This is a genomic window from Allobosea sp. NPDC055332, from assembly GCF_053645455.1.
Genome location: NZ_JBSHMO010000001.1, coordinates 861,058 through 882,546, shown reverse-complemented (window position 1 = coordinate 882,546; position 21,489 = coordinate 861,058). Strand labels below are relative to the sequence as shown.

The window sequence follows — 21,489 nt, the reverse complement described above, 5'->3', positions numbered from 1 at the left end:
TTCGTCAACGAGACGTAAACCATATCGCGGCCACCATGCGCCCGTGCGCTTCCGAACATGTCGGAAGGCGCGGGAGATGCCGACGAGATGGGTTTGCTGACCGCCTGGACCAATTCGGGCCTGAAGGCGCGCGTGCTCGTGCTCGTCCTGGCGACTTTGGTCGCGATCGCGGTGCCGGCCTCCGGCATCTTCCTCTGGATGGTCAACGGCACGGTGGTGAAGCTCGGCACGCTCTTCGCCGAGAAGCAGATCCTGTTCGATCGCTATCGCGGGCTGGAAGCGCTGATGCGCGAGGTCTCGCTGGCCGAGACGGTGGCGCGCGCGCCGGTGATCGTCGAATGGGCGCAGGACGAGACCGATCCGGAGAAGGCCAAACGCGGCCTCGCCGAGCTCGAGCACTACCGGCTCTCCTTCACCGATCGCAGCTATTTTGCCGTCGTCGACAAGAGCGGCCACTACTATTTCAACGACAAGGACAATACCTACGAGAACAACCGGCTGCGCTACACGGTCTCGCCGAGCGCTCCGCAGGACATCTGGTATTTCAAGACGCGCGCGCTCGGCAAAGGCTGCCATCTCAACGTCAATCGCGACGAGGTGCTCTCGGTCACCAAGGTCTGGATCAACTGCATCATCCAGAAGGACGGCAAGGTGCTCGGCCTGATCGGCACCGGCGTCGACCTGACCCAGTTCATCAAGGAGGTCGTCGAGTTCCCGCAGACCGGTGTGCAGAGCATGTTCGTCGACCTGCAGGGGGCGGTGCAGGCGCATCGCGATCCGCGCGTCGTCGACTTCCACAGCCTGACCAAGGACGCCACGGCGAAGAAGACGATCTTCCGCCTGCTCGACGAGGAGGGCGACCGCAAGGCGCTCGCCGAGATGATGCAGCGTGTCGCTAAGGGCGAGGCGCTGGTGCTCTCGCGCTTCATGCAGATGGACGGGCATGAGGTGCTGGTCGGCGTCGGCTTCCTCGACCGGCTCGGCTGGTTCAACGTCACGGTGATGGATGTCGATGCCATCATCGACCGCAAGCTGTTCGCGCCGATCGCGGGGCTGATGGTGGCGATCCTGATCGCGGTGGCCGGGCTGATGACCGTCCTGTTCAAGCGCAAGGTGCTCGACCGGCTGGCATGGGTCGAGCAGGGCGTCACCAGAGTCCGCGCCGGCGATTTCTCGGCCGTCGCGAAGGAGGACGGCAATGACGAGATCGCTCGCCTGTCGCGCGCCTTCAACGAGATGGCCCAGGCCGTCGGCGACAATACCGGCCGGCTCGAGGCGATGGTCGCCGAGCGGACGCAGAAGCTCGAACAATTGGCCCAGCACGATCCCTTGACCTCGGTGCTGAACCGCCGCGGCTTCGAGGAGGCGTTCGCGCGCGAGCAGAACCGGGCGCAGCGCAACGGCACGGCCTGCGGGCTGATCATCGTCGACCTCGACCGCTTCAAGCTGGTCAACGACGACTATGGCCACCATGCCGGTGACGAGGTGCTGATCGCCTGCGTGCGCCGGATGCTCTCGACCTTGCGTAGCTACGATGCCTGCGCCCGCTGGGGCGGTGACGAATTCATCCTGCTGATCAGCGATTGCACGGCCGAGGCGCTGGCAGCGATCGCGGGCAAGATCGCGGTCCTGCTGCGCGAGGCGCCGGTCGCGCTCAGCGATGGCCGGGCGGTGCCGATGACGGCGAGCCTGGGAGCGGCCATGGCGCGCCCCGAAGACAGCCTGACCGATGCGGCCGCGCGCGCCGACGCTGCGCTCTATCAGGTCAAGCGCAATGGCCGCGACGGCGTCGCGATCGACGAGCCGCAATCCGGCGCGGCGCTGCGGCGGGTGATCTGAGACCTCAGAAGGCCAGCTGCACCTTCATCGCCTTCGACTTGTCGGCTGCGAGGTCGAAGGCCTCGACGGCGCGCTCGATCGGGATCGAGGCGGTGAGCAGCGGCGAGAGGTCGATACGACCCGATGCGATCAGCTCGACCGCCCAGTCGAATTCCTCGTGGAAGCGGAAGGAACCACGCAGGTCGAATTCCTTGGCGACGACGACGTTCATCGGAATAGTGAAGTTGCCGCCGACGCCGATCTGAACGATGACTGCGCCGGGCCGCAGCGCGTCGAAGGCGCCGGTCAGCGCATGCTGGTTGCCCGAGCATTCGAACATCACGTCGAAGGCGCCTTTCTCAGCGCCGTAATCGGCCTTGAGGCGTTCCGGCTCTGCCATGACGTTGATCGCGGTCGTCGCGCCCATCTTGAGGGCGGTCGGCAGCGGGCCATCGACCACGTCGGTGACGACGATCTCGGAGGCGCCGGCGGCGCGGGCGGCGACCACGGTCAGCACGCCGATCGGGCCCGAGCCGGTGACGAGGACGCGCCTGCCCAGCAAGGCGCCGGCGCGCTTGACCGCATGCAGGCAGACCGCGAGCGGTTCAGCAAAGGCGGCCTGCGCCGCGCCGACATGGCTGGGCAGCTTCACCGCCTGGCGCTCCTCGATCACCAGGATCTCGCGGAAGCCGCCCTGGACATGGGGGAAGCGCATGGCGCTGCCATAGAACAGCATGTCGAGGCAGTGCTGCTGCTGGCCCGCCTGGCAATAGCGGCAGCGGCCGCAGGCCCGGCTCGGATTGACCGCGACGAGATCGCCCGGCTTGACCCGGCTGACCTCGGAGCCGACGGCCTCGACGACGCCGGCGATCTCATGGCCGAGGATCAGCGGCTCGCGCACGCGGATCGTGCCGAAACCGCCATGGAGGTAATAATGCAGGTCGGAGCCGCAGATGCCGCCAGCCTTGATCGCGACCTTGACGCCGAGCGGGCCGAGCTCCGGCACTTCGGCGTCCTCAACCCGCAGGTCCTTCTCGGCATGGATCACGACGGCGCGCATGGCGGAGCTCCTGATAGGGCGGCAGCCATGCGGCTGCGGCATTGTCTAATCGTTTTAAACCGCTTACCCAACCCTTGAGATACTCACAAGCGGCAAGATCACGCTACGGACCGGGAGGATAGGATGTCGCTCAATCTGTTCAAGCTCGACGGGCGCATCGCGTTGGTCACCGGCTCTGGCCAGGGCATTGGCCTCGCCATCGCCGAGGGCCTTGCCGCCGCCGGCGCTCATGTCGTGCTCAACGGGCGCGATGCGGCCAAGCTGGAGAAGGCGCGCGGCGCTATCGCGGCGGCCGGTCACAAGGCCTCGGTCGCCGCCTTCGACGTCACCGACCAGACCGCGGTCGAAGCGGGTGTGGCGAAGATCGAGGCCGAGGTTGGGCCGATCGACATCCTCGTCAACAATGCCGGCACGCAGGTCCGCGGCGCCTTCGTCGACTTCCCGGCCGAGGACTGGCACTTCCTGATCGCGACGAACCTGCACTCGGTGTTCTACGTCACCCAGGCCGTAGCGAAGCGCATGGCGCCGCGCGGACGCGGCAAGATCGTCAATATCGGTTCGGTGATGAGCAAGCTCGGCCGGCCGAGCATCGTGCCCTACACCGCCTCGAAGGGCGCGGTCAGCCTGATGACGCAGGGGCTCGCTGCCGAGCTCGGCAAGCACAACATCCAGGTCAATGCGATCGGCCCCGGCTATTTCGTCACCGAGTTGAACCAGGCGCTGCTCGCCGACGAGACCTTCTCGAACTGGGTCAAGAGCCGCGCGCCAGTCGGCCGCTGGGGCGAGACCAAGGAACTGGCAGGCGCGGCGATCTTCCTGTCCTCGGAAGCCTCCGACTATGTCAGCGGTCACCTGCTGATGGTCGATGGTGGTTTGACCGCGGTGGTGTGAACCAACTCCCCTCATGCTCGGGCTTGACCCGAGCATAAGGGCGGATCCGGCCTAAGCCTTCAAAAACGCATTCTGCGGGAACAGGATCTTCCGCGCCTCGTCGTCGACCTCGGTCTTCCAGGTGAATTGATCCTTGAGCGCGACAGCGCGCTGTGCCGCCGGCCGGGCCGAGATCTCGTCGAGATGGCGCCGGACGTTCGCGAGCTTGGCGAAGGCCTCGTCGCCGAGGGCGAACTGCGCTCGCGTTGCCCAGCCCCAGACCGCCATGTCGATCAGCGTGTAGTCGTCGCCAAGCATGTAGCGGTGCTTACCGAGCTGGTCGTCGAGCAGGCCCCAATGCCGCTCCGCCTCGCGGGCATAGCGGTTGATCGCATAGGGCACCTTCTCCGGCGCCATCCGCGAGAAGTGCACGGACTGGCCGGTATAGGGGCCGATGCCGGTGGCGACGAACATCAGCCAGGACAGCATCTGGCCGCGCATCTCCGGCGTGTTCGGAGGCAGGAATTGGCCGGTCTTCTCAGCGAGGTAGAGCAGGATGGCGTTGCTGTCGAAAATCCGGACATCGCCGTCGGTCAGGGCCGGGGTCTTGCCGTTCGGGTTGATGGCGAGGAAGTCCGGCTTGAACTGATCGCCCTTGCGGGTGTCGACCGGCACCATCTCATAGGGCAGGCTGGCTTCCTCCAGGAAGAGCGCGATCTTCGCCGGGTTCGGCGAGGGATGGTAGTAGAAGCGGATCATCGGTGGTCTCCTGGATGGAAGGCTCAGCGGCGCGCGGCGACGTAAGGGACGAGTTCGGTCAGGGCCGAGATGGTGAGATCGGCGCCCGCGCCGAGCTGCTCCTCCTGCATGCGCAGCGCCTTGAACAGGCTCTTCGGCCCGATCACCGCTGCGCCCGAGAGTTCGTCGCGCAGGGCCTGCGAGGTTACACGCTCGATGCGCGCCACCGTCATGCCGTAGGCCTTGGCGCCGGCGATGTCGAAGCCGTTGGAGGAGACGAACAGGATCTCGTCGCGGGTCAGGCCGAGACGCTCTTCGACCAGGCGATAGCCGCGCGGATCGGGTTTGTAGGTCCTGATCTCGTCGACGCTGATCACGGTTTCCAGAAGCTCATCGATGCCGGCCTGCTTGGTGAGATTGACCAGCATGGCCGGGCTGCCATTGGAGAAGATGGCGAGGCGTGTCGGAGCGAGGCCTTGCAGCGCCGTCAGCGCCTCCGGATAGAGCGCCAGCGCGTCATAGGCCGCGGCAATGCGGGTGAGCAGATCGGGCGTCGCCGTGAGGCCGAGCGTTTTCAGCGTGAAGTCGAGCGAAGTCTGCGTCACGCTCCAGAAGTCCTCGTAGCGGTCCATCAGTGCGCGCAGCCAGGTGTATTCGAGCTGCTTCAGCCGCCAGACCTGGGTGATCGTCTCGCCATGTCCGGTAAAGGCGTCCTCGGTGACGCCGGCGACCGACTGGACGTCGAACAGGGTTCCGTAGGCATCGAAGACGACGGCCTTGATCGGCATGGTACTTCCTTCCACCACCCATATCGTCATCCCGGGCGACCGAAGGGAGACCCGGGATCCATGCCTGAACCGTTCCGGAATGGATCCCGGCTCTGCACCGCTTCGCGGCTTGGCCGGGATGACCAGCTTCCGGATGATAGCGCTCGCCTTGGCCGCGCGGAGCGTGATATCCGCACAAGCACTTGTTCGCAGACGCACAGGATACGCGCATGTCCAGCCGCCCCGTCATGCTGATGATCCTCGATGGCTGGGGCTGGCGCGACGACAAGGACAACAACGCGGTCCTGCTGGCGAAGACGCCGAATTTCGACCGGTTCTGGGCTTCCTCGCCGCACGCCTTCCTGCGCACCTCCGGGCTGGATGTCGGCCTGCCCGAGGGCCAGATGGGCAATTCCGAGGTCGGCCACCTCAACTTGGGCGCCGGCCGCGTCGTGATGCAGGACCTGCCGCGCATCAATCAGGCCGCCACCGACGGCACGCTGAAGCAGGCTCTCGACGAAAGCGGGCTGATCGGCCGGCTCAAGGCCAGCGGCGGCACCTGCCACATCCTCGGCCTGGTCTCGCCCGGTGGCGTCCACGCCCATCAGGACCATGCGGTGGCGCTGGCGAAGCTCGTCGTGGCGGCCGGCGTTCCGGCGCTGATCCACGTCTTCACCGACGGCCGCGATACGCCGCCGCGCTCGGCGGCGGAGTATATCGCGGCGCTGGAAGCCGCCCTGCCGCGTGAGGTCAAGGTCGCGACGGTCTGCGGCCGCTACTACGCGATGGATCGCGATAATCGCTGGGAGCGGGTCGAACTCGCCTGGAAGGCGCTGGCGCTCGGCGAGGGCGAGCGGATGCCGACCGCAGCTTCCGCGATCGAGGCGGCCTATGCCGCCAATGTCAGCGACGAGTTCATCAAGCCGGCGGTGATCGGCGGCTATAGCGGCATGGCCGATGGCGATGGGCTGCTCAGCTTCAACTTCCGCGCCGACCGCATCCGCGAGATCCTGGCGCCGTTGCTGTTCGCCGCGTTCAGTGGTTTTTCGCGTCCGCGCATGCCAAAACTCGTCGGCGCGGTCGGGATGACCTCCTACAGCTCCGAGCTCGATCCGATCATGCCGGCGCTGTTTGCGCCGCAGAGCCTCGCCAACGGGCTCGGTGAGACGGTGTCGAAGGCGGGCTTGAAGCAGATCCGCTTCGCCGAGACCGAGAAGTATCCGCACGTCACCTATTTCTTCAATGGCGGGCGCGAGGAGCCGTTCGACGGCGAGGAGCGCAGTATGACGCCCTCGCCGAAGGTCGCGACCTATGATCTGCAGCCCGAAATGTCGGCGCCGGAGCTGACCGGAAAGGTCGTCGCAGCGATCGAGAGCGGGCAGTACGACCTGTTCGTGCTGAACTTCGCCAATCCCGACATGGTCGGCCATACCGGCGTGCTTTCGGCAGCGATCAAGGCGGTCGAGACGATCGATACCAGCCTCGGCCAGATTGCGGATGCCATCCTCGCCAAAAGCGGAGCGCTGCTGGTCACCGCCGACCACGGCAATGCCGAGTTGATGGTCGATCCCGTCACTGGCAATCCGCACACCGCCCACACGACCTTCCCGGTGCCGGTGATGCTGATCGGCTCGCAGGCCAAGGGGCTGGCCGAGGGCCGCCTCGCCGATGTCTCGCCGACGCTGCTTGCGCTGCTCGGACTGGAGCAGCCGGCCGAGATGACCGGGCAATCGCTGCTGCGCTGAACGGAATTCAGGTTGGCGCCATGCCGGGCAGGGCGGCGATCTCCGCTGCCAGGAAATCGATCAGCAGACGGACGCGGGCGACGGCCGCCCGCTCAGGGACGATCAGCATGCTGAGCGGCACGCTCGGCAGCGTGTAGCCGGTCATGATCGGCTCGAGCTGGCCGGAGGTGAGCAGGTCGTCGACCAGCCAGCGATGGGTAGGCGCGATACCGCGGCCAGCCAGAAGCGCTTCACGTACGGCCAATCCGTGATCGACCCGCAATGGCCCGTCGAAGGGGATCCTGTAGCTCTCGCCGGCACTGCCTTCAAAGGCGAGCATGCCGCTGCCGGCGACGTTCGTCATGCGGATGCCCTGATGCCTGACGAGGTCATCCGGTGAGGCCGGGGTGCCATGCCGAGCCAGATAATGCGGCGCGGCGACGAACAGCCTTTGCGATCGGCCGAGAGGCCGCAGCTTCAGCGTGCTGTCGGCGAGCGGGCCGAGACGGATGGCGATGTCGATGCCCTCGCGAATGAGATCGATGCGCTCGTCGCTCAAGCTGAGGTCGATATCGATCCCAGGGTGACGATCCTGGAAGGCAAAGATCAGTCGCGTGACATGCAGGACGCCGAAAGAGGCGGTGCAGGAAAGGCGGACCGTACCCACCGCGGCGTCGCGGGTGCTGCGGGCCTCGTCGCTGGCCTGCTCGACCAGACGCAGGATGGCGAGGCAGTTCTGATAGTAGCGATTGCCTTCCTCGGTCAGCGTTACCCGCCGTGTCGTGCGGCTGAGCAGGGCGATGCCGAGTGCCTCTTCCAGCTCGTTGAGATGCCGCGTCACCGTGGACTGGCCGAGGCCGAGCTCGCGTGCGACCGCCGACAGGCTGCCGCGCTCGGCGACGCGGACGAAGCTGCGCATCCGCTCCAGCGTGATATCTGATTTATCCATAAAGCGGCATGATCATATGCATTGCGCCGTTGTAGTGCAGAGCCAGCGCAGCGCCTAGCTGGAAAGCCTCATCCTCTCGGAAAGGCTCCGCCATGAAGGTCCTGCTTGTTTTCGCCCATCCCGAACGTCGTTCGCTCAACGGCGCCCTGCGCGATGTCGCCGTCGCCGAACTGGAGGCCCAGGGCCATGAGGTCCGCGTCAGCGACCTCTACGCTGAAGGCTGGAAATCCGAGGTCGATCGCGCCGATTTCCCGAGCTGGCCGGAAGGCGAGCGCTTCGCTGCCGGCGCGGCCTCGAAGCAGGCCTTCGCCGAAGGCACGCTGACTGCCGACGTCAAGGCCGAGATCGAGAAGCTGCTTTGGGCCGACACGCTGATCCTGCAGTTCCCGCTGTGGTGGTACACGATGCCGGCGATCCTCAAGGGCTGGGTCGACCGGGTCTTCGCCTATGGTTTTGCCTATGGCGTCGGCGAGCATAGCGACAAGCGCTGGGGCAATCGCTTCGGCGAGGGCACGCTGGCGGGCAAGCGCGCCATGCTGCTCGTCACGGCCGGCGGCTGGGAGGAGCACTATTCCTCCCGCGGTATCAACGGACCGATCGACGACCTGCTCTTTCCGATCAATCACGGCATCCTCTACTACCCCGGCTACGAGGTGCTGCCGCCTCACGTCGTCTACCGGGTCGACCGCTTCAAGGAGGCGGATTTCGAAAGGGCAGCCGAGCAGCTTCGCGAGCGCATGCGGACATTGGAGACGACTGCGCCGATCCGCTACCGCCGCCAGAATTTCGGCGACTACCTGATCCCGGCGATGACGCTTCGCCCGGAATTGGGGGAGCCGGGGGGCAGCGGTTTCTCGCTCCACGCCGATACCAGCGCGGTGGCATAACCGGCGTATCGGAACTCTGCTGGCGCGAGGCGGTTCACCCTGAAAGGGAGGACTGCCTCATGCCGAACAAGCACAACAATCGTCTGACCGATACGCCTGCCGCGTTTGTTACCGCGCCACGTCCTGGCCAGTCCGGCGCGCACGAGCAGCGGCGCGCGGGGCCAAATCCGCGCTCCGCACACCCGACCGGACCGCACGCGCCCTATGAGCCCGACGACCCTGAAGGCCTCGCCGCCAGCAAGCACGAGCGAAAAGGTACACCGGGAGAGCGCTGAGGGATCGGGAGGTCTTGGCCTGTTGGCCGGCGCCGCATCCGCTGCTACGAAGACGGCCCGTTATGCGCAGGTACATCCGCTGACGGCGAGCAGATTTGGGTGATTTCAGTAGGCTCGAAACTGGCTGAAATGCTCGGATCAAGTCGATCCAAACTATCGTTTGGTTTAATATTCGCGCGATGATTATGGAGTTTCAGCTTGAGCGGCAAGGTTGTCGCCTTGATCCATTGCACAAGGGAAAGTAGTGACGGCGATCATGCGCTTCCGGATAGGCGCATGGTCGATTCGGAGGGGGCGGATCGTCGCGGATGCCGGGGACGGGCGGATCCAGGATGAGAGCGCGGAACGGAAGACGGCCAGGCGGGGCCGGTGCGGTGGAGACAGCAAGGCCAAAGCCGATGCGGACCGAGATCCTCGATGCCGCGGCAGAGATCATCGTGCGCGAGGGCTACGATGCCTGCACGATGCGCGCTGTGGCGGCGCTGGTCGATATGAAGGCGGGGAGCCTGTATTACCACTTCAAGTCGAAGGATGAGATCGTCGAAGAGATCCTGAATCAGGGTATCGAGACACTTTATGCGCGTGTCGCAGGGACGATCCGCGATCTCCCGAAGGAAGCGCCCTTCGCGCAGAGGCTATCGGCGGCGGTGGAGATGCATGTCGCCAGTCTGGTCGGCAAGGACCAGAGGTACATGCATGTCTATGAGCACTTGCCGCCGGTCATCAAACGGCGCAGCCGCAAGATGCGCGAGAAATACGCCCAGCTTTGGCACGACCTGTTCGCCGGTGGCGTCGCCAGTGGGGAGGCCGGGGGCGGCCACGATCTACGGCTGCTGGTGCCGTATTTCCTCGGCGGGCTGAACCGCGTGCCGGAATGGAGCCGCGCCAGCGGGGCCAGCAGCGAGCAGATCGCCGGGCTCGCGGTCGCGACCCTCCTCGACGGAATCGGCGCCAGGCGGTAGCAGATGAGTTGCGGCCGTACCGATGCGGCTGCTCCACGCCACCAGCCTCGCTTGAGCCCATGTCCGAGACCTTCGCCATCAGCCTGAACGGCACCACCGACCTGCCGGCCGGCAAGATCGCCGCGGTCGTGACCTCGCTCGAAATGGTCTCGGCCCCGACACGGCGGCACGATCCGCCAGGCGTCGAGGGCTTCTCGCTGGAAGAGATCGGGCGCGAGGACGTTGCGCGCTATCTTGCCGTCTATCGCCTGCTCGGCGAGCGCTGGATGTGGTTCAGCCGGCTGGTCAAGCCGGTCGCGGAGTTGCAGGCGATCCTCGGCGACCCCGCGGTCGAGTTCTTCGCGGTGCGCTTCGAAGGGCGCGATGTCGGCCTGCTCGAGCTCGATTTCAGGGAGCCGGATGAGGGCGAACTCACCTTTTTCGGCCTGGACGAGAGCGTGGTCGGCAAGGGAGCCGGGCGCTGGCTGATGAACCGCGCACTCGAGCGCGCCTGGGCGCGGCCGATCGGGCGCTTCTGGGTGCATACCTGCACCCTCGACCACCAGGGTGCGGTCGAGTTCTACCAGCGTTCGGGCTTCACGGCGTTCAAGCGCGGGATCGAAGTGGTCGACGATCCACGCCTCGGCGGGGCGATGCCGCGCAGCGCCGTCCCGCATTGTCCGGTGATCGAATAGGCTTGCGCTCAGGCGCGCGAGCGCAGGCCGATCGAGTCCATCATCGCCTGGTCGCGGGCCGCCTCGGCGGCACGTTCGGAGGCGCGCTCGCGATCGTCGAGGATCTCGACCTTCTTCATGTCCTCGAAGGCGTCCTGCAGCTCGGCCTTGGCCTCGTCGAGCTGGCCCTGCAGATTATCGGCGGACTGGCGCAGATTGTCGCGACGGCCGAGTGCCGCCTTGGCATAGGTCGGGTAGGCGAAATGGGCCGGATCGGAAATGCCGGCGCGCGTCTCTTCGTTCTGGATCTCGCGATCGAGGTCTCCAGCCATCCGGTTGAATTCCGCGATCATCATCTCAATCTGGCTCACCCGGCGACGCTTTTCGTCCACCTGGAAGCGTTTGAGACGCAAAAGGGTCTCTCGCGACTTCATGTCGTGCCCAACTCCTGATTACGCATGGCAGCGCTCCGACCCCTCGGTTCGCCGCCGGAACACCTCCGCGAGACGAAAAGTACAATGGCGCAAGGAGGTTGATCGTTCCTTACCGGGATCGCTCGCTTTCGATGCATGCAAGCGGTGCGCGGTGGGCCCTGCCGGCCGGACGCAGCTCCCGCTAATCTGAGGCGAATCAAAACAAGGAGCGCGCTCATCGGCGCGCCGGACACGTCCTTGCCCGCCTCGCCCCGCCTCCCCGAATATAGTTTGCTGCTGGCCGGCCTCGCCTTGACGCGGATCATCGGCTGGGGCTCGATCTATTATTCGCCCTCGGTTCTGGCCGGCTATCTCGAGCGCGAGATCGGGCTCAGTCCGACAGTCGTCTTCGGCGGCATCACCATCCTGCTGGTGATCGGGGCGGTGATCTCGCCCGTGCTCGGTCGCCATCTCGACCGGCGCGGTACGCGCCACGCAATGGCGCTGGGCGCGCTGATCTCGGCGCTGGGGCTCGCGCTGCTGGCATTGGCACAGGGGCCGATCAGCTATCTCTTGACCTGGTTCGTGATCGGCATCGGTCATGCGATGCAGCTCGCCAACACCGGCAATGTCACGGTGGCGCAATTGATGGGCGAGCGCACCCGCCGCGTCATCGGGCTGATGATGCTGGTGACCGGCCTCGCCTCCAGCGTGTTCTGGCCGCTGACCGCCTGGCTCAGCGCCGATTATGGTTGGCGTGCCTGCCTTTTCGTCTTCGCCGCGATCCAGCTCGTGATCGTGCTGCCGATCCATCTCGCCATCCCGGCCTATCGCGCCAAGCCATTGGCCGATCCCGGACCATCGGCGGTGCCGGCCGAGGAGCAGGGCAGGGTGCCGCCCGGCGAGCGGCGGGCAATGTTCTGGCTGCTGGCGCTGAGCTTCTCGGCGAGCGGACTCGTCTCCTGGGGATTGCCGCTGCACATCATCGGCCTGATGCAGGGCGCCGGGATCGGCGGTGCCGCTGCGGTGACGATCGCCTCGCTGAGCGGACCCGCGACCCTGGTGGCGCGCGCAGTCGATGCGGTGGCGGGTGAGCGTCTCCCGGTCGAGCGGGTGGCGCTGGCCGGCCTCGCGCTCGGACCTGCCGCCTGCCTGCTGATGGCGGTCGCACCCGGCTCCAGCGCCTTCGCGATCGCCTTCGTCATGCTGTTCAGCGCCGCGATGGGTGTGATCGCGGTCGCGCGGGCAACGCTGCCGCTGGCACTGTTCGGCCGCAACGGCTTCGGCGCGATGCTCGGTCGCCTGACCGTGCCGCAGAACCTGACCTTCGCTGCGGCGCCCCTCTTGTTCGCGTTGATGGTGGAGCGTCTGGGGGCGTCCGGCACGCTCATGGTGTCGGCAGCGATCCAGAGCTTCGCACTGCTCGCGATGATCACGCTGGTGCGGCGGCTGCGAACCTAACCCGTCTCGGAAACGACAAGATCGGCAGCGTCACTGACGTGATCGTGCCTGGGCGCACGACGCGCACCGACTTATCACGAGCCCTTCCGATGAGAGCGATCGCAAGACGAGATGCCACCTGGTTCATTGACCCGCCGCCTTGCCCTGCAGGCCTCATTGGGACTGCTCGCAGGGGCCGGCTCTGCCGAAGCGCGCCTGCCGCAATTCCGGACGGCGCGCTATCAGTTCATCGAGCTCGACCCGGTCGAGACGATGGCGCCGCTTTCCCTGCAGAGCCTCGACGGCCGGCCCGCCATCGCTCAGCCAGTACCGGGCAAGGTCAGTCTCATCTATCTCTGGGCGACCTGGTGCCCGGTCTGCCGAATCACTCTGCCACGCTTCGAGCGGCAGCTCGCGGGCTTCAGGACGAACGAGGTCGAGCTCGTGACCATCAGCACGGATGAGCGCGATCTGACGCATGTCAGGGACTATCTCGGGCGCCTCGGCATCAGGCGGCTGCCGGTCTTCTACGACCGTGCCGGCAAGGCCATTGCCGGATCGGGAGCGCGGCAGCCGATCTCGGCCGCGGAGGGGCTTCCGGTGATCTATGTCGCCGACCGGCGCGGCGGCGTGCGCGGCTACATGCTTGGTGAGGCGGATTGGGCTTCGCCGCAGGCGACGGCTCTGCTGGCCCATGTCGGCCGGCTGTGAAGCGAATCACATCCCCATGATCCGGGCGAGCCGGGAATAACCGTCGGCGAGGCCGGTCGCCTCGTCTTTGGCCTGCTTGAGGAAGGCTTCGAGCTCGGGATTGAGCCGGATCGCCTCGTCGACTTCGGCGGAGGCGCCCTGGCGATAGGCGCCGAGCCGAATCAGTTCTTCCATGTCGGCATAGGTCGCGAGCGTGGCGCGGGCCTTCTGCACGACGGGATAATAGAGCGGGTCGCAGGAGCGCGGCATGGTCCGCGACACCGATTTCAGGATGTTGACCGCCGGATAGCGGCCGCGCTCGGCGATGGAGCGCTCCATGACGATATGGCCGTCGAGAATGCCGCGCACGGCGTCGGCGACGGGCTCGTCATGGTCACCGCCGTCGACCAGCACGGTGAAGAGGCCGGTGATCGCGCCGTCGCCGGTACCGGGGCCGGCCCGTTCGAGCAGGCGCGGCAGCTCGGCGAAGACGGTCGGGGTATAGCCTTTGGTCGTAGGTGGCTCGCCGGCGGCGAGGCCGATCTCGCGCATCGCCATGGCGAAGCGCGTGACCGAATCCATCAGGCACATCACCTGCAGGCCCTGGTCGCGGAAGAACTCGGCGAGGGTCAGCGTCGTCAGGGCTGCCTGCTTGCGCATCAGCGCCGGCTCGTCCGAGGTTGCGACGACGACGATCGAGCGGGCGAGACCGTCCGGTCCGAGATCGTCCTGCAGGAACTCCTGGACCTCGCGGCCGCGCTCGCCGACCAGGCCGATGATGTTGACGTCGGCACGCGCATAGCGCGCCAGCATCGACAAAAGCACGGATTTGCCGACGCCGGAGCCGGCGAAGATGCCCATGCGCTGGCCGAGGCAGCAGGTCAGGAAGGTATTGAGGGCGCGCACGCCGAGATCGAGCGGCGGGCCGACGCGCCGTCTCGCATGGGCCGGCGGCGGGTCGTTGCGGAAGGGGATGGTGCGCTCGCCCTGGGGCAGCGGCGGGCCACCGTCGACCGGCCGGCCGAGCGCATCGACCACACGGCCGAGCCAGGCCATGGTCGGGCGCAAGCCAGCCACGGCGCGGTCGACATAGGCCGGGCAGCCGCGGCGCACGCCATCGAGCCCGCCATAGGGCATGACGAGCGCCTTTTCGCCGGAGAAACCGATGACCTCGCAGGGGACGCGGACACCGGGAGCGATTTCGATGCCGACGCGTCCGCCGAGGCTCATCGCCGCGATCGGCCCGGAGACTTCGACCAGCAGGCCGCGCACGGCAGTGACGCGGCCATAGACGGATGTCGCCTCCAGCTCGCCGATCATCGTGGCGAGTGTGGATAACCGGTCCTGGCCAGGCGAAGCGCTGCTCATGATCCCTGCCGTTTACCTTCCATTAAGCGGAGTGATTAACACTGCGTTTCGAAGCTGCGCCGGAGAGCCGGGCGATATTACGCCTGTTTCCTCGACGCGAGCTTACGCGAAAGGTGCTTTCGCGGCCGAAGCTCACACGATCCGTGTCAAATTCGACTCACCTCGACAAGGATCGTCAACCTTTTGCCAAGAAGCGCTTGCGCCCGGGAATCAGGGTTTGTTAACCATTTCCCCGTAGCGTGTCGCGTGGCGTTTCATCGGGCAAGCGTTCGTCCCCAGGACTACGAGGGTCTTGGGTGGTTCAACGGGATCGCTGGCCTCGGGGCGAAATTGGGGACGTGACATGCGGGTTCTGCTGATCGAAGACGATAGCGCGACCGCTCAAAGCATCGAGCTGATGCTGAAGTCCGAGAGCTTCAACGTCTACACGACCGATCTGGGCGAAGAGGGCGTCGATCTCGGCAAGCTCTACGACTACGACATCATCCTGCTCGACCTGAACCTGCCGGACATGTCGGGCTACGAGGTGCTGCGCTCCCTGCGCGTCGCCAAGGTCAAGACGCCGATCCTGATTCTCTCCGGCCTCGCCGGCATCGAGGACAAGGTGAAGGGCCTCGGCTTCGGCGCCGACGACTACCTGACCAAGCCGTTCCACAAGGACGAGCTCGTCGCCCGTATCCACGCCATCGTGCGCCGCTCGAAGGGCCATGCCCAGTCGGTGATCACGACCGGCGACCTCGTCGTCAACCTCGACACCAAGACGGTCGAGGTCGATGCCCAGCGCGTGCATCTGACCGGCAAGGAATATCAGATGCTGGAGCTGCTCTCGCTGCGCAAGGGCACGACGCTGACCAAGGAAATGTTCCTGAACCACCTTTATGGCGGCATGGACGAGCCCGAGCTGAAGATCATCGACGTCTTCATCTGCAAGCTGCGCAAGAAGCTCGCCAACGCCTCCGACGGCAAGAACTACATCGAGACGGTCTGGGGCCGCGGCTATGTGCTGCGCGAACCCAGCGAGGCCGAAGAGCGCATCCCGGCCTGACCCACGTCATAACGGCGTCATCATCGACGCCTACCAGTTAGATCGCCTGATCGTCGGATGTACACGACAGGTGAACGGGGACCCCGCCGCGAGGCGGGGTTTTTGTTTGCGCGGTTAGGCAAGGGCGGCGGGAAGGCGTCCCGGGGCCTCTGTCAGGTTCTGGCTGACTTGAGCGGGGGAAGGGGGCCGTTGTTGCGCTCCAGCGCGCCGAAGGGGCCCGCTCGCCGCGCCTGGGTGGTCGATGACGCGTCCCGATAGATGCCGCGGTGCTTTGGATCCGGCACCAGCGTGGTCGTAATGCCGATGACCGTCTCGGCCGCGCCGAGGATGAAAGCGCCATTCCTGGCCAGCCGCTCGGCGAGCGCCGACATCACCCGCGCCTTGGTCGGGACGTCGAAATAGATCAGCACGTTGCGGCAGAAGATGATGTCGAACTGGCCGAACTGATGGTTCGATTCGAGCAGGTTGTGCTGCTGGAGCGTGACCATGTCGCGGATCCGCTCCGAAAGACGCCATTTGTCGCCTTCCTGCCGAAAATGCTTGAGCAGGAGCTGGATCGGCAGGCCGCGCTGCACCTCGAACTGGCTGTAGAGTCCCTGGCGCGCCCGATCGAGGACGTCGGCGGAGATGTCGGTTCCGAGAATCTCGATCGTCCAGCCGGCGAAGCGGTCGACGGCCTCATCGAGCAGCATGGCGAGTGAATAGGCTTCCTGGCCGGTCGAAACCGCCGCGCACCAGATGCGCAGTGTCCGGCTCTCGGTATTCGCGGCGAGCTTTTCCGGAAGGATGACGTTGCGAAACAGATCGAATGGCGTGCGGTCGCGGAAGAACAGGGTCTCGTTGGTCGTCATCGCCTCGATGACGGCGGCCTCCAGCTCCGAGGCGGGGCTGGTGCGCAGCAGCGTCACCAGCGCCGGGATGCCCGCGATGCCGCGCCGGCGGCAGAGCATGCCGAGCCGGCTTTCGACGAGATAGCGCTTCTCCGTGCTGAGGGAGAGGCCGGAGCGGCGTTGAAGGAGCACGCGCAGGAAGTCGAAGTCGAACTCCGTCATGCGGGCTGCCTCCCGCCGACGAGGGCGCGGATGGCAGGACCGATGCCGGTGAGCGGCAGGACCGCGCTGGCTTGCCCGGCGCGCATGACCGAGCCCGGCATGCCCCAGACGGTGCTGGAGGCTTCGTCCTGCGCGATCACAGCGGCGCCGGCGCGGCGCAAGGCGATGGCCCCGTCGGTTCCGTCGCTGCCCATGCCGGTCATGATCAGGCCGAGCGCGGCGGGGCCGAGATGGCGCGCGGCTTCGCCAAACAGCACATCGACCGCCGGACGGCAGAAATGCACCGGCGGGCCGTCGCTAACGCTGGCGACGATGTGTCCGAGCTTGCGCTCGATGCCGAGATGACGCCCCCCCGGAGCGACATAGATCACGCCGCGCGCCAGCCGCTCGCCATCATGGGGTTCGCGCGCGGGAACTCCGAGCTGGGCCGCGATCTGGTCGGCGAAAGAGGCGGTGAAGAGCGGCGGCATATGCTGGACGACCAGCGTGGTCAGGTTCGCGACGGCTTCACCGAGATCGCCCAGCACCCTTGCGACGGCGCGCGGACCACCGGTCGAGGCGCCGATGACGAGATAGCGCGGCATCACGGACACCAGCGGGCGCAGGTCGGCGACGCCGTTCTGCGGCGGGATGCTCTGGGCGTTCTCGGCGATGGTTCCGCCATTACGGCGGGATTGCGCGATGCTTCCGAGCTTGCCGAGCAGCTCGCTGCGGAAATCGAGCGACAAGGTCAGGCCGCTACGGCTGTCCGGCTTGGGCAGCACGTCGACGGCACCCATGCTCATGCATTGCATGGCCAGCTTCGCATTGCGCTCGGTGAGCGTGGTCGTCAGCAATACCGCCGTCTTCGGGCTCTCCCGGACGATCCGCGGCAGTGCCTCGACACCGTCGAGCACAGGCATGTCGAGGTCGAGCACCATGATATCGGGATGGTGGCGTCCGGCATGCTCGATGGCGGCTTCGCCATCCCCGGCGACACCGACGACATGGAAGCGACCGCTCTCGCCGAGCCAGCGTGCGAACAGTCCCCGCACCACGACGGAATCGTCGGCGATCACGACCGTGCTCGGACGTGCGCCGACCGGATCGGTGATGCTTGGTACGGAGATCATCGCGACTGCGCAGTCGGGAAGCGGGAGCGTTGCATGCCGCGCGACTTCAGAGCAGGCCGACTTGATGGAATTTCGAGGCCACGATCTCCTTGTCGAACGGCTTCATGATGTATTCGTCGGCGCCAGCATGCATCGCGCGCGCGATATGGGCGATGTCGTTCTCGGTGGTGCAGAACACGACCTTGGGCCGTTTGCCGCCCGGCATCTGGCGGAGGTTCCGCAGGAAATCATAGCCGTCCATGATCGGCATGTTCCAGTCGAGCAGGATCGCATCCGGCATTTCGCCCTTGCAGGCGTCGATCGCGCGCGCGCCATCCTCGGCCTCGGCGATCCGGAACTGCAGCCCTTCGAGGATGCGGCGGGCGACCTTGCGGATGACCGCGGAGTCGTCGACGACGAGACAATATTTCATCACTAGGCTCCAGGCGGCGGGTCGGCGTCAGGCGGCGACCGGCAGTTCGATGTTGAGGACAGTGTCGACGTCGATGACGACCAGAAGACGATCGTCGAGGCGGTGGACGCCCTTGGCCAAGCTCGCCCAGGCGCGATCGAGATGGATCGGTACGGGCTCGAAGGTCGACCGTTTCAGGCGCATCACCTCGCCGACCGCGTCGACGATGAGGGCGAAGGCCTCGCCGCCCTGATCGATGCCGACTGCGGTGACTTCATCGGCGCTGCCGGTCTGGTCGCCGGGCTGATTCGTTTGGCCCATCCGCCGGCGCATGCAGATCGCCGTGACGACGCGTCCGCGCAGATTGATGAGCCCGATGATCTCGGGCGGCGCCAGCGGTACCGGAGTGATGCGGGTCGCGATGAACACGTCCTGGACACGCTCGATCGGCAGGCCGAGCAGCTGCCCGCCGATCGTGACCGTGACGTAGTCGAGCGAGTCCTCGAAGGACGTCACGCCGGTTTCGGTGTCGCCGGTCGCTTCGGTCATGCGGCTCGCCTCATTCCATGACGGTTTTCCGCCAGCTCCGCGATCAGTGCGCGCCGATCGAATTTGGCCACCACCTCGTCGAAATCCGCATGTGCCGCTGCGACATGCAGCTCGGGTGTCGGCAGGCTGGCCAGGCCGATGATGCGCAGCTTGGCATGTCGATCCTCGGCACGCAGCCGCGCGGCGAGGGCGAAGGCGGCCTCGGCGTCGCGGTCGAGGTCGATCACCACGGCATTCAGTTCGGCGCTGCCGGAAGCCAGGCCCGGCGCCATCGCGATGTCGGCCGCGTGAATGACCTGCAGGCCCGCGGCCTTCAGCACCGGGGCGAGCATCTCGCGCAGAAACTCGGATGGCTCGATCAGCAGGACGCGCGGGCCGTCCGCGCCGTCCCGGCGCAAGCGGAGCCAGTTGGGATTGGCCTTGGGCAGGTAATGGGCGAGGTCGAGGATCTCGGTGGCGCGGCCGCGGATGATGGCCGATCCGAGCAGCCCTTGCTCGGGCAAAGCGAGCATCTCGACGTCGAGAACCTCGTCGACGATGTCGACGATGGCGTCGACCGCCAGCGCCATGCTGAAATCCTGCTCGGAAAAGATGACCAGCGGCTGCAGTCCGCTTTGCCGAAGCTCGACGCCTTCGACCGGGAGGACCGGCATCAGCCGTCCGCGATAGTTGAGCAGCGTGCGTCCGCCTCCGCTCTCGAACTGCCCAGCCTCGACCTCTTCGAGCCGCGTGACCAGGGACAGGGGCACGGCCTTCACCCGGTCCTGGCCCGCGCGGAAAACCAGCATGGTGGTGCGCTCGACAGGGCGGACGGCATCGCCGGGAAGGGCGGGCGCCGCTTCGTCCTGCGGCGTCGCCACGCCGACGAGGCGAGCGACGCCGTTGGGGTCGACGATCAGCACCACCGCGCCATCGCCGAGGATCGTGTTTCCGGAGAACAGCGGGATATGCCGCAGCCGGGTCGACATCGGTTTGACGACGATTTCCTCGGTGTGGAACACCGACTCGACCAGGATGCCGAACTGGCGCTCGCCGACCTGCGTCACCACGATGAAGCCATCGTCGGTGCCGCTCGTGTCGGCCTTGCCCATCACCCCGGCGAGCGGGACGATCGGCAGAAGCCTGTCGCGCAGGCGCAGCACGGGCGCGTTGTTGATGCGCTCGATGCGGTGCTCGCCATTGGCCTTGACCCGCACGAGCTCGCGGACGACCACTTGCGGGATGGCGTAACGCTGGCCGTCGGTCGCCACGATCAGGGCCGAGACGATCGCCAGGGTCAGCGGGATCTTGATCGTGATCGTGGTGCCCGTACCGGCGATGCTGGCGACGTCGATCATGCCGCCGATCGCGTCGACGTTGACCTTCACCACGTCCATGCCGACGCCGCGCCCGGAGATGGCCGTGACCGTATCGGCGGTCGAGAAGCCGGGGTGGAAGACGAAACGCAGGATCTGCGGTTCGCTCATTCGCTCCGCCTCGGCCTCTGTCACCAATCCGCGCTGCACCGCCTTGCGGCGGATACGGGCTACGTCCATGCCGCGCCCGTCATCGGTGATCGCGATGGTGACCGAACCGCCCTCATGATAGGCGGATACCCGGATCGTGCCGGCTTGCGGTTTGCCGAGCGCGGCGCGTTCCTGCGGCTCCTCGATCGCATGGTCGGCGCAGTTGCGCACCATATGGATGAGGGGGTCCTTGATCAGGTCGAGGATCTGCCGGTCGAGCTCGGTATCGGCACCCTCCATTTCGAGTTCGATCTTCTTGCCGAGATCGGTGGAGAGGTCGCGGACGATACGCGGCAGCTTCGACCAGGCGTTGCCGATCGGCTGCATGCGGGTCTTCATCACGCCGTCCTGCAATTCGGCGGTGATGAGGGAAAGCCGCTGCAGCGGTCCCTTCAGGCCGGCATCTTCCTGCCGGCGGGCGATCTCGAGCAATTGGTTGCGAGTCAGCACGAGCTCCGAGACCATCGTCATCAGGTGCTCGAGCGTGTCGACATTGACGCGTAGCGTCGCGGGGCCGGCCGCCTTGGCGTCGCGAGCCCCATCCTCGCCATTGAGCGGTCGTGGCTGGTCGAGCGGGCTCGGTGCGGCACGGAAGACGAGATCCATCTCGTCCTGGATCGATCCGGAGCCTGCTGCTTCCGCTGCCCTGGTCTCGGCCGTGCGGGCGAGATAGGCCGCGACCGGGTCGAGCGGTTGCTGCGGCTTTGTGGCCAGCTCCAGCTTCGCCCGCTCGGCGAGGCCGCGCAGCTCGTGGATCAGCTGGTCGTCATGGCCCGGCGGCTCCTGCCCCTTCTCGGCGAGCTCGGCCATGATCTCCTTGATCCGGTCGATCGTCTCGAGGATCGCGGTGACGGCGCTCGAGGAGACGCTCGCGCCGTCGCGGAACTGGCCGATGACGGATTCGGCCGCATGGGTCAGCGCCTCCAGCCGGGGCAGGCCGATGAAGCCGCAGGTGCCTTTGACCGTGTGGACGAGCCGAAAGATGTTGCGCAGGATGTCGCCGTTGTTCGGCTCCTGCTCGAAACGGACGAGCTCCCGGTCGACCATGTCGAGGTGCTCGCCGGTCTCGCCGAGAAACTCTTGCAGCAACTCGTCCATGCAAGGACCGCTCACTCACGTCACCGATGCTGCCGCGGATATTGCGGTGCAAGGGTTTATGATCGGTTGAGAGCGAGCGGAAACCGCGCCGTATCGCGCCCTGCGAGCCTGTTCCGCCAGTCT

21 protein-coding genes are annotated in these 21,489 nt (G+C 66.3%); 10 read left to right on the top strand and 11 right to left on the bottom strand.

Annotated elements, in window-relative coordinates; translation table 11 throughout:
- Nucleotides 1–87 precede the first annotated feature (87 nt).
- The gene (locus tag ACWIGM_RS04520) at nt 88–1,839 is read left to right on the top strand and encodes a sensor domain-containing diguanylate cyclase (protein ID WP_454024721.1); all 1,752 of its coding nucleotides are present in this window, start codon (nt 88–90) and stop codon (nt 1,837–1,839) included.
- A gap of 4 nt (nt 1,840–1,843) precedes the next feature.
- Here ACWIGM_RS04520 and ACWIGM_RS04515 read toward each other — a convergent pair whose 3' ends face one another.
- Nucleotides 1,844–2,878: an L-idonate 5-dehydrogenase gene (locus ACWIGM_RS04515; protein ID WP_454024720.1), complete on the bottom strand. Its 1,035-nt coding sequence runs from the start codon at nt 2,876–2,878 to the stop codon at nt 1,844–1,846.
- Nucleotides 2,879–3,001: 123 nt separating this feature from the next.
- Here ACWIGM_RS04515 and ACWIGM_RS04510 point away from each other — a divergent pair, with 123 nt between their 5' ends.
- Nucleotides 3,002–3,769, top strand: coding sequence for a glucose 1-dehydrogenase (locus tag ACWIGM_RS04510; protein ID WP_454024719.1), 768 nt, complete (start codon nt 3,002–3,004; stop codon nt 3,767–3,769).
- Nucleotides 3,770–3,820: 51 nt separating this feature from the next.
- Here ACWIGM_RS04510 and ACWIGM_RS04505 read toward each other — a convergent pair whose 3' ends face one another.
- Nucleotides 3,821–4,507 (bottom strand): glutathione S-transferase family protein, encoded by a 687-nt coding sequence (locus ACWIGM_RS04505; protein ID WP_454024718.1) that lies wholly within the window; start codon nt 4,505–4,507, stop codon nt 3,821–3,823.
- 23 nt (nt 4,508–4,530) lie between these two features.
- Nucleotides 4,531–5,274: a haloacid dehalogenase type II gene (locus tag ACWIGM_RS04500; RefSeq protein ID WP_454024717.1), complete on the bottom strand. Its 744-nt coding sequence runs from the start codon at nt 5,272–5,274 to the stop codon at nt 4,531–4,533.
- A 209-nt stretch (nt 5,275–5,483) separates the two neighbouring features.
- Between ACWIGM_RS04500 and gpmI the strand changes: the two genes are divergently transcribed.
- A complete protein-coding gene (gene gpmI, locus ACWIGM_RS04495) occupies nt 5,484–6,998 on the top strand; it encodes a 2,3-bisphosphoglycerate-independent phosphoglycerate mutase (protein WP_454024716.1) in 1,515 nt (504 codons plus the stop codon).
- Between the two features lie 7 nt (nt 6,999–7,005).
- Here gpmI and ACWIGM_RS04490 read toward each other — a convergent pair whose 3' ends face one another.
- On the bottom strand, nt 7,006–7,926 hold the full coding sequence (locus ACWIGM_RS04490; protein ID WP_454024715.1) for a LysR family transcriptional regulator: 921 nt from the start codon (nt 7,924–7,926) through the stop codon (nt 7,006–7,008).
- Nucleotides 7,927–8,018: 92 nt separating this feature from the next.
- Here ACWIGM_RS04490 and ACWIGM_RS04485 point away from each other — a divergent pair, with 92 nt between their 5' ends.
- The 4 genes from ACWIGM_RS04485 (at nt 8,019) to ACWIGM_RS04470 (ending at nt 10,724) form a co-directional block, all read left to right on the top strand.
- A complete protein-coding gene (locus ACWIGM_RS04485) occupies nt 8,019–8,813 on the top strand; it encodes an NAD(P)H-dependent oxidoreductase (protein ID WP_454024714.1) in 795 nt (264 codons plus the stop codon).
- Between the two features lie 59 nt (nt 8,814–8,872).
- Nucleotides 8,873–9,088 (top strand): hypothetical protein, encoded by a 216-nt coding sequence (locus ACWIGM_RS04480; protein ID WP_454024713.1) that lies wholly within the window; start codon nt 8,873–8,875, stop codon nt 9,086–9,088.
- 398 nt (nt 9,089–9,486) lie between these two features.
- A complete protein-coding gene (locus ACWIGM_RS04475) occupies nt 9,487–10,050 on the top strand; it encodes a TetR/AcrR family transcriptional regulator (protein ID WP_454024712.1) in 564 nt (187 codons plus the stop codon).
- Between the two features lie 59 nt (nt 10,051–10,109).
- Nucleotides 10,110–10,724 (top strand): GNAT family N-acetyltransferase, encoded by a 615-nt coding sequence (locus ACWIGM_RS04470; RefSeq protein ID WP_454024711.1) that lies wholly within the window; start codon nt 10,110–10,112, stop codon nt 10,722–10,724.
- Between the two features lie 8 nt (nt 10,725–10,732).
- Here the strand turns inward: ACWIGM_RS04470 and fliJ are convergent, their stop codons facing one another.
- Entirely contained in the window at nt 10,733–11,137 is a 405-nt protein-coding gene (gene fliJ, locus ACWIGM_RS04465; protein WP_454024710.1) for a flagellar export protein FliJ, read from the bottom strand.
- Nucleotides 11,138–11,374: 237 nt separating this feature from the next.
- Between fliJ and ACWIGM_RS04460 the strand changes: the two genes are divergently transcribed.
- Nucleotides 11,375–12,577 carry an MFS transporter gene (locus ACWIGM_RS04460; RefSeq protein WP_454024709.1) on the top strand — a complete coding sequence of 401 codons (1,203 nt, stop codon included), beginning with the start codon at nt 11,375–11,377 and terminating at the stop codon, nt 12,575–12,577.
- 126 nt (nt 12,578–12,703) lie between these two features.
- Nucleotides 12,704–13,267: a TlpA disulfide reductase family protein gene (locus ACWIGM_RS04455; protein WP_454024708.1), complete on the top strand. Its 564-nt coding sequence runs from the start codon at nt 12,704–12,706 to the stop codon at nt 13,265–13,267.
- A gap of 6 nt (nt 13,268–13,273) precedes the next feature.
- On the opposite strand, the gene fliI is transcribed toward ACWIGM_RS04455, so the two are convergent.
- The gene (fliI, locus tag ACWIGM_RS04450) at nt 13,274–14,614 is read right to left on the bottom strand and encodes a flagellar protein export ATPase FliI (RefSeq protein WP_454024707.1); all 1,341 of its coding nucleotides are present in this window, start codon (nt 14,612–14,614) and stop codon (nt 13,274–13,276) included.
- Between the two features lie 343 nt (nt 14,615–14,957).
- Here fliI and ctrA point away from each other — a divergent pair, with 343 nt between their 5' ends.
- Nucleotides 14,958–15,659, top strand: a complete 702-nt coding sequence (ctrA, locus tag ACWIGM_RS04445) for a response regulator transcription factor CtrA (protein ID WP_066470963.1) — start codon at nt 14,958–14,960, stop codon at nt 15,657–15,659.
- A 152-nt stretch (nt 15,660–15,811) separates the two neighbouring features.
- On the opposite strand, the gene ACWIGM_RS04440 is transcribed toward ctrA, so the two are convergent.
- The 5 genes from ACWIGM_RS04440 to ACWIGM_RS04420 are packed head-to-tail and all read right to left on the bottom strand — an operon-like array spanning nt 15,812 to nt 21,366.
- A complete protein-coding gene (locus ACWIGM_RS04440) occupies nt 15,812–16,711 on the bottom strand; it encodes a CheR family methyltransferase (RefSeq protein ID WP_454024706.1) in 900 nt (299 codons plus the stop codon).
- Nucleotides 16,708–17,823 (bottom strand): chemotaxis-specific protein-glutamate methyltransferase CheB, encoded by a 1,116-nt coding sequence (gene cheB / locus ACWIGM_RS04435; RefSeq protein WP_454024705.1) that lies wholly within the window; start codon nt 17,821–17,823, stop codon nt 16,708–16,710. The genes ACWIGM_RS04440 and cheB overlap by 4 nt, the downstream gene beginning before the upstream one ends.
- Before the next feature lie 46 nt (nt 17,824–17,869).
- On the bottom strand, nt 17,870–18,235 hold the full coding sequence (locus tag ACWIGM_RS04430; protein WP_057190702.1) for a response regulator: 366 nt from the start codon (nt 18,233–18,235) through the stop codon (nt 17,870–17,872).
- 27 nt (nt 18,236–18,262) lie between these two features.
- Nucleotides 18,263–18,763, bottom strand: a complete 501-nt coding sequence (locus ACWIGM_RS04425) for a chemotaxis protein CheW (protein ID WP_454024704.1) — start codon at nt 18,761–18,763, stop codon at nt 18,263–18,265.
- Nucleotides 18,760–21,366, bottom strand: coding sequence for a chemotaxis protein CheA (locus ACWIGM_RS04420; protein ID WP_454024703.1), 2,607 nt, complete (start codon nt 21,364–21,366; stop codon nt 18,760–18,762). The genes ACWIGM_RS04425 and ACWIGM_RS04420 overlap by 4 nt, the downstream gene beginning before the upstream one ends.
- Between the last annotated feature and the right edge of the window lie 123 nt (nt 21,367–21,489).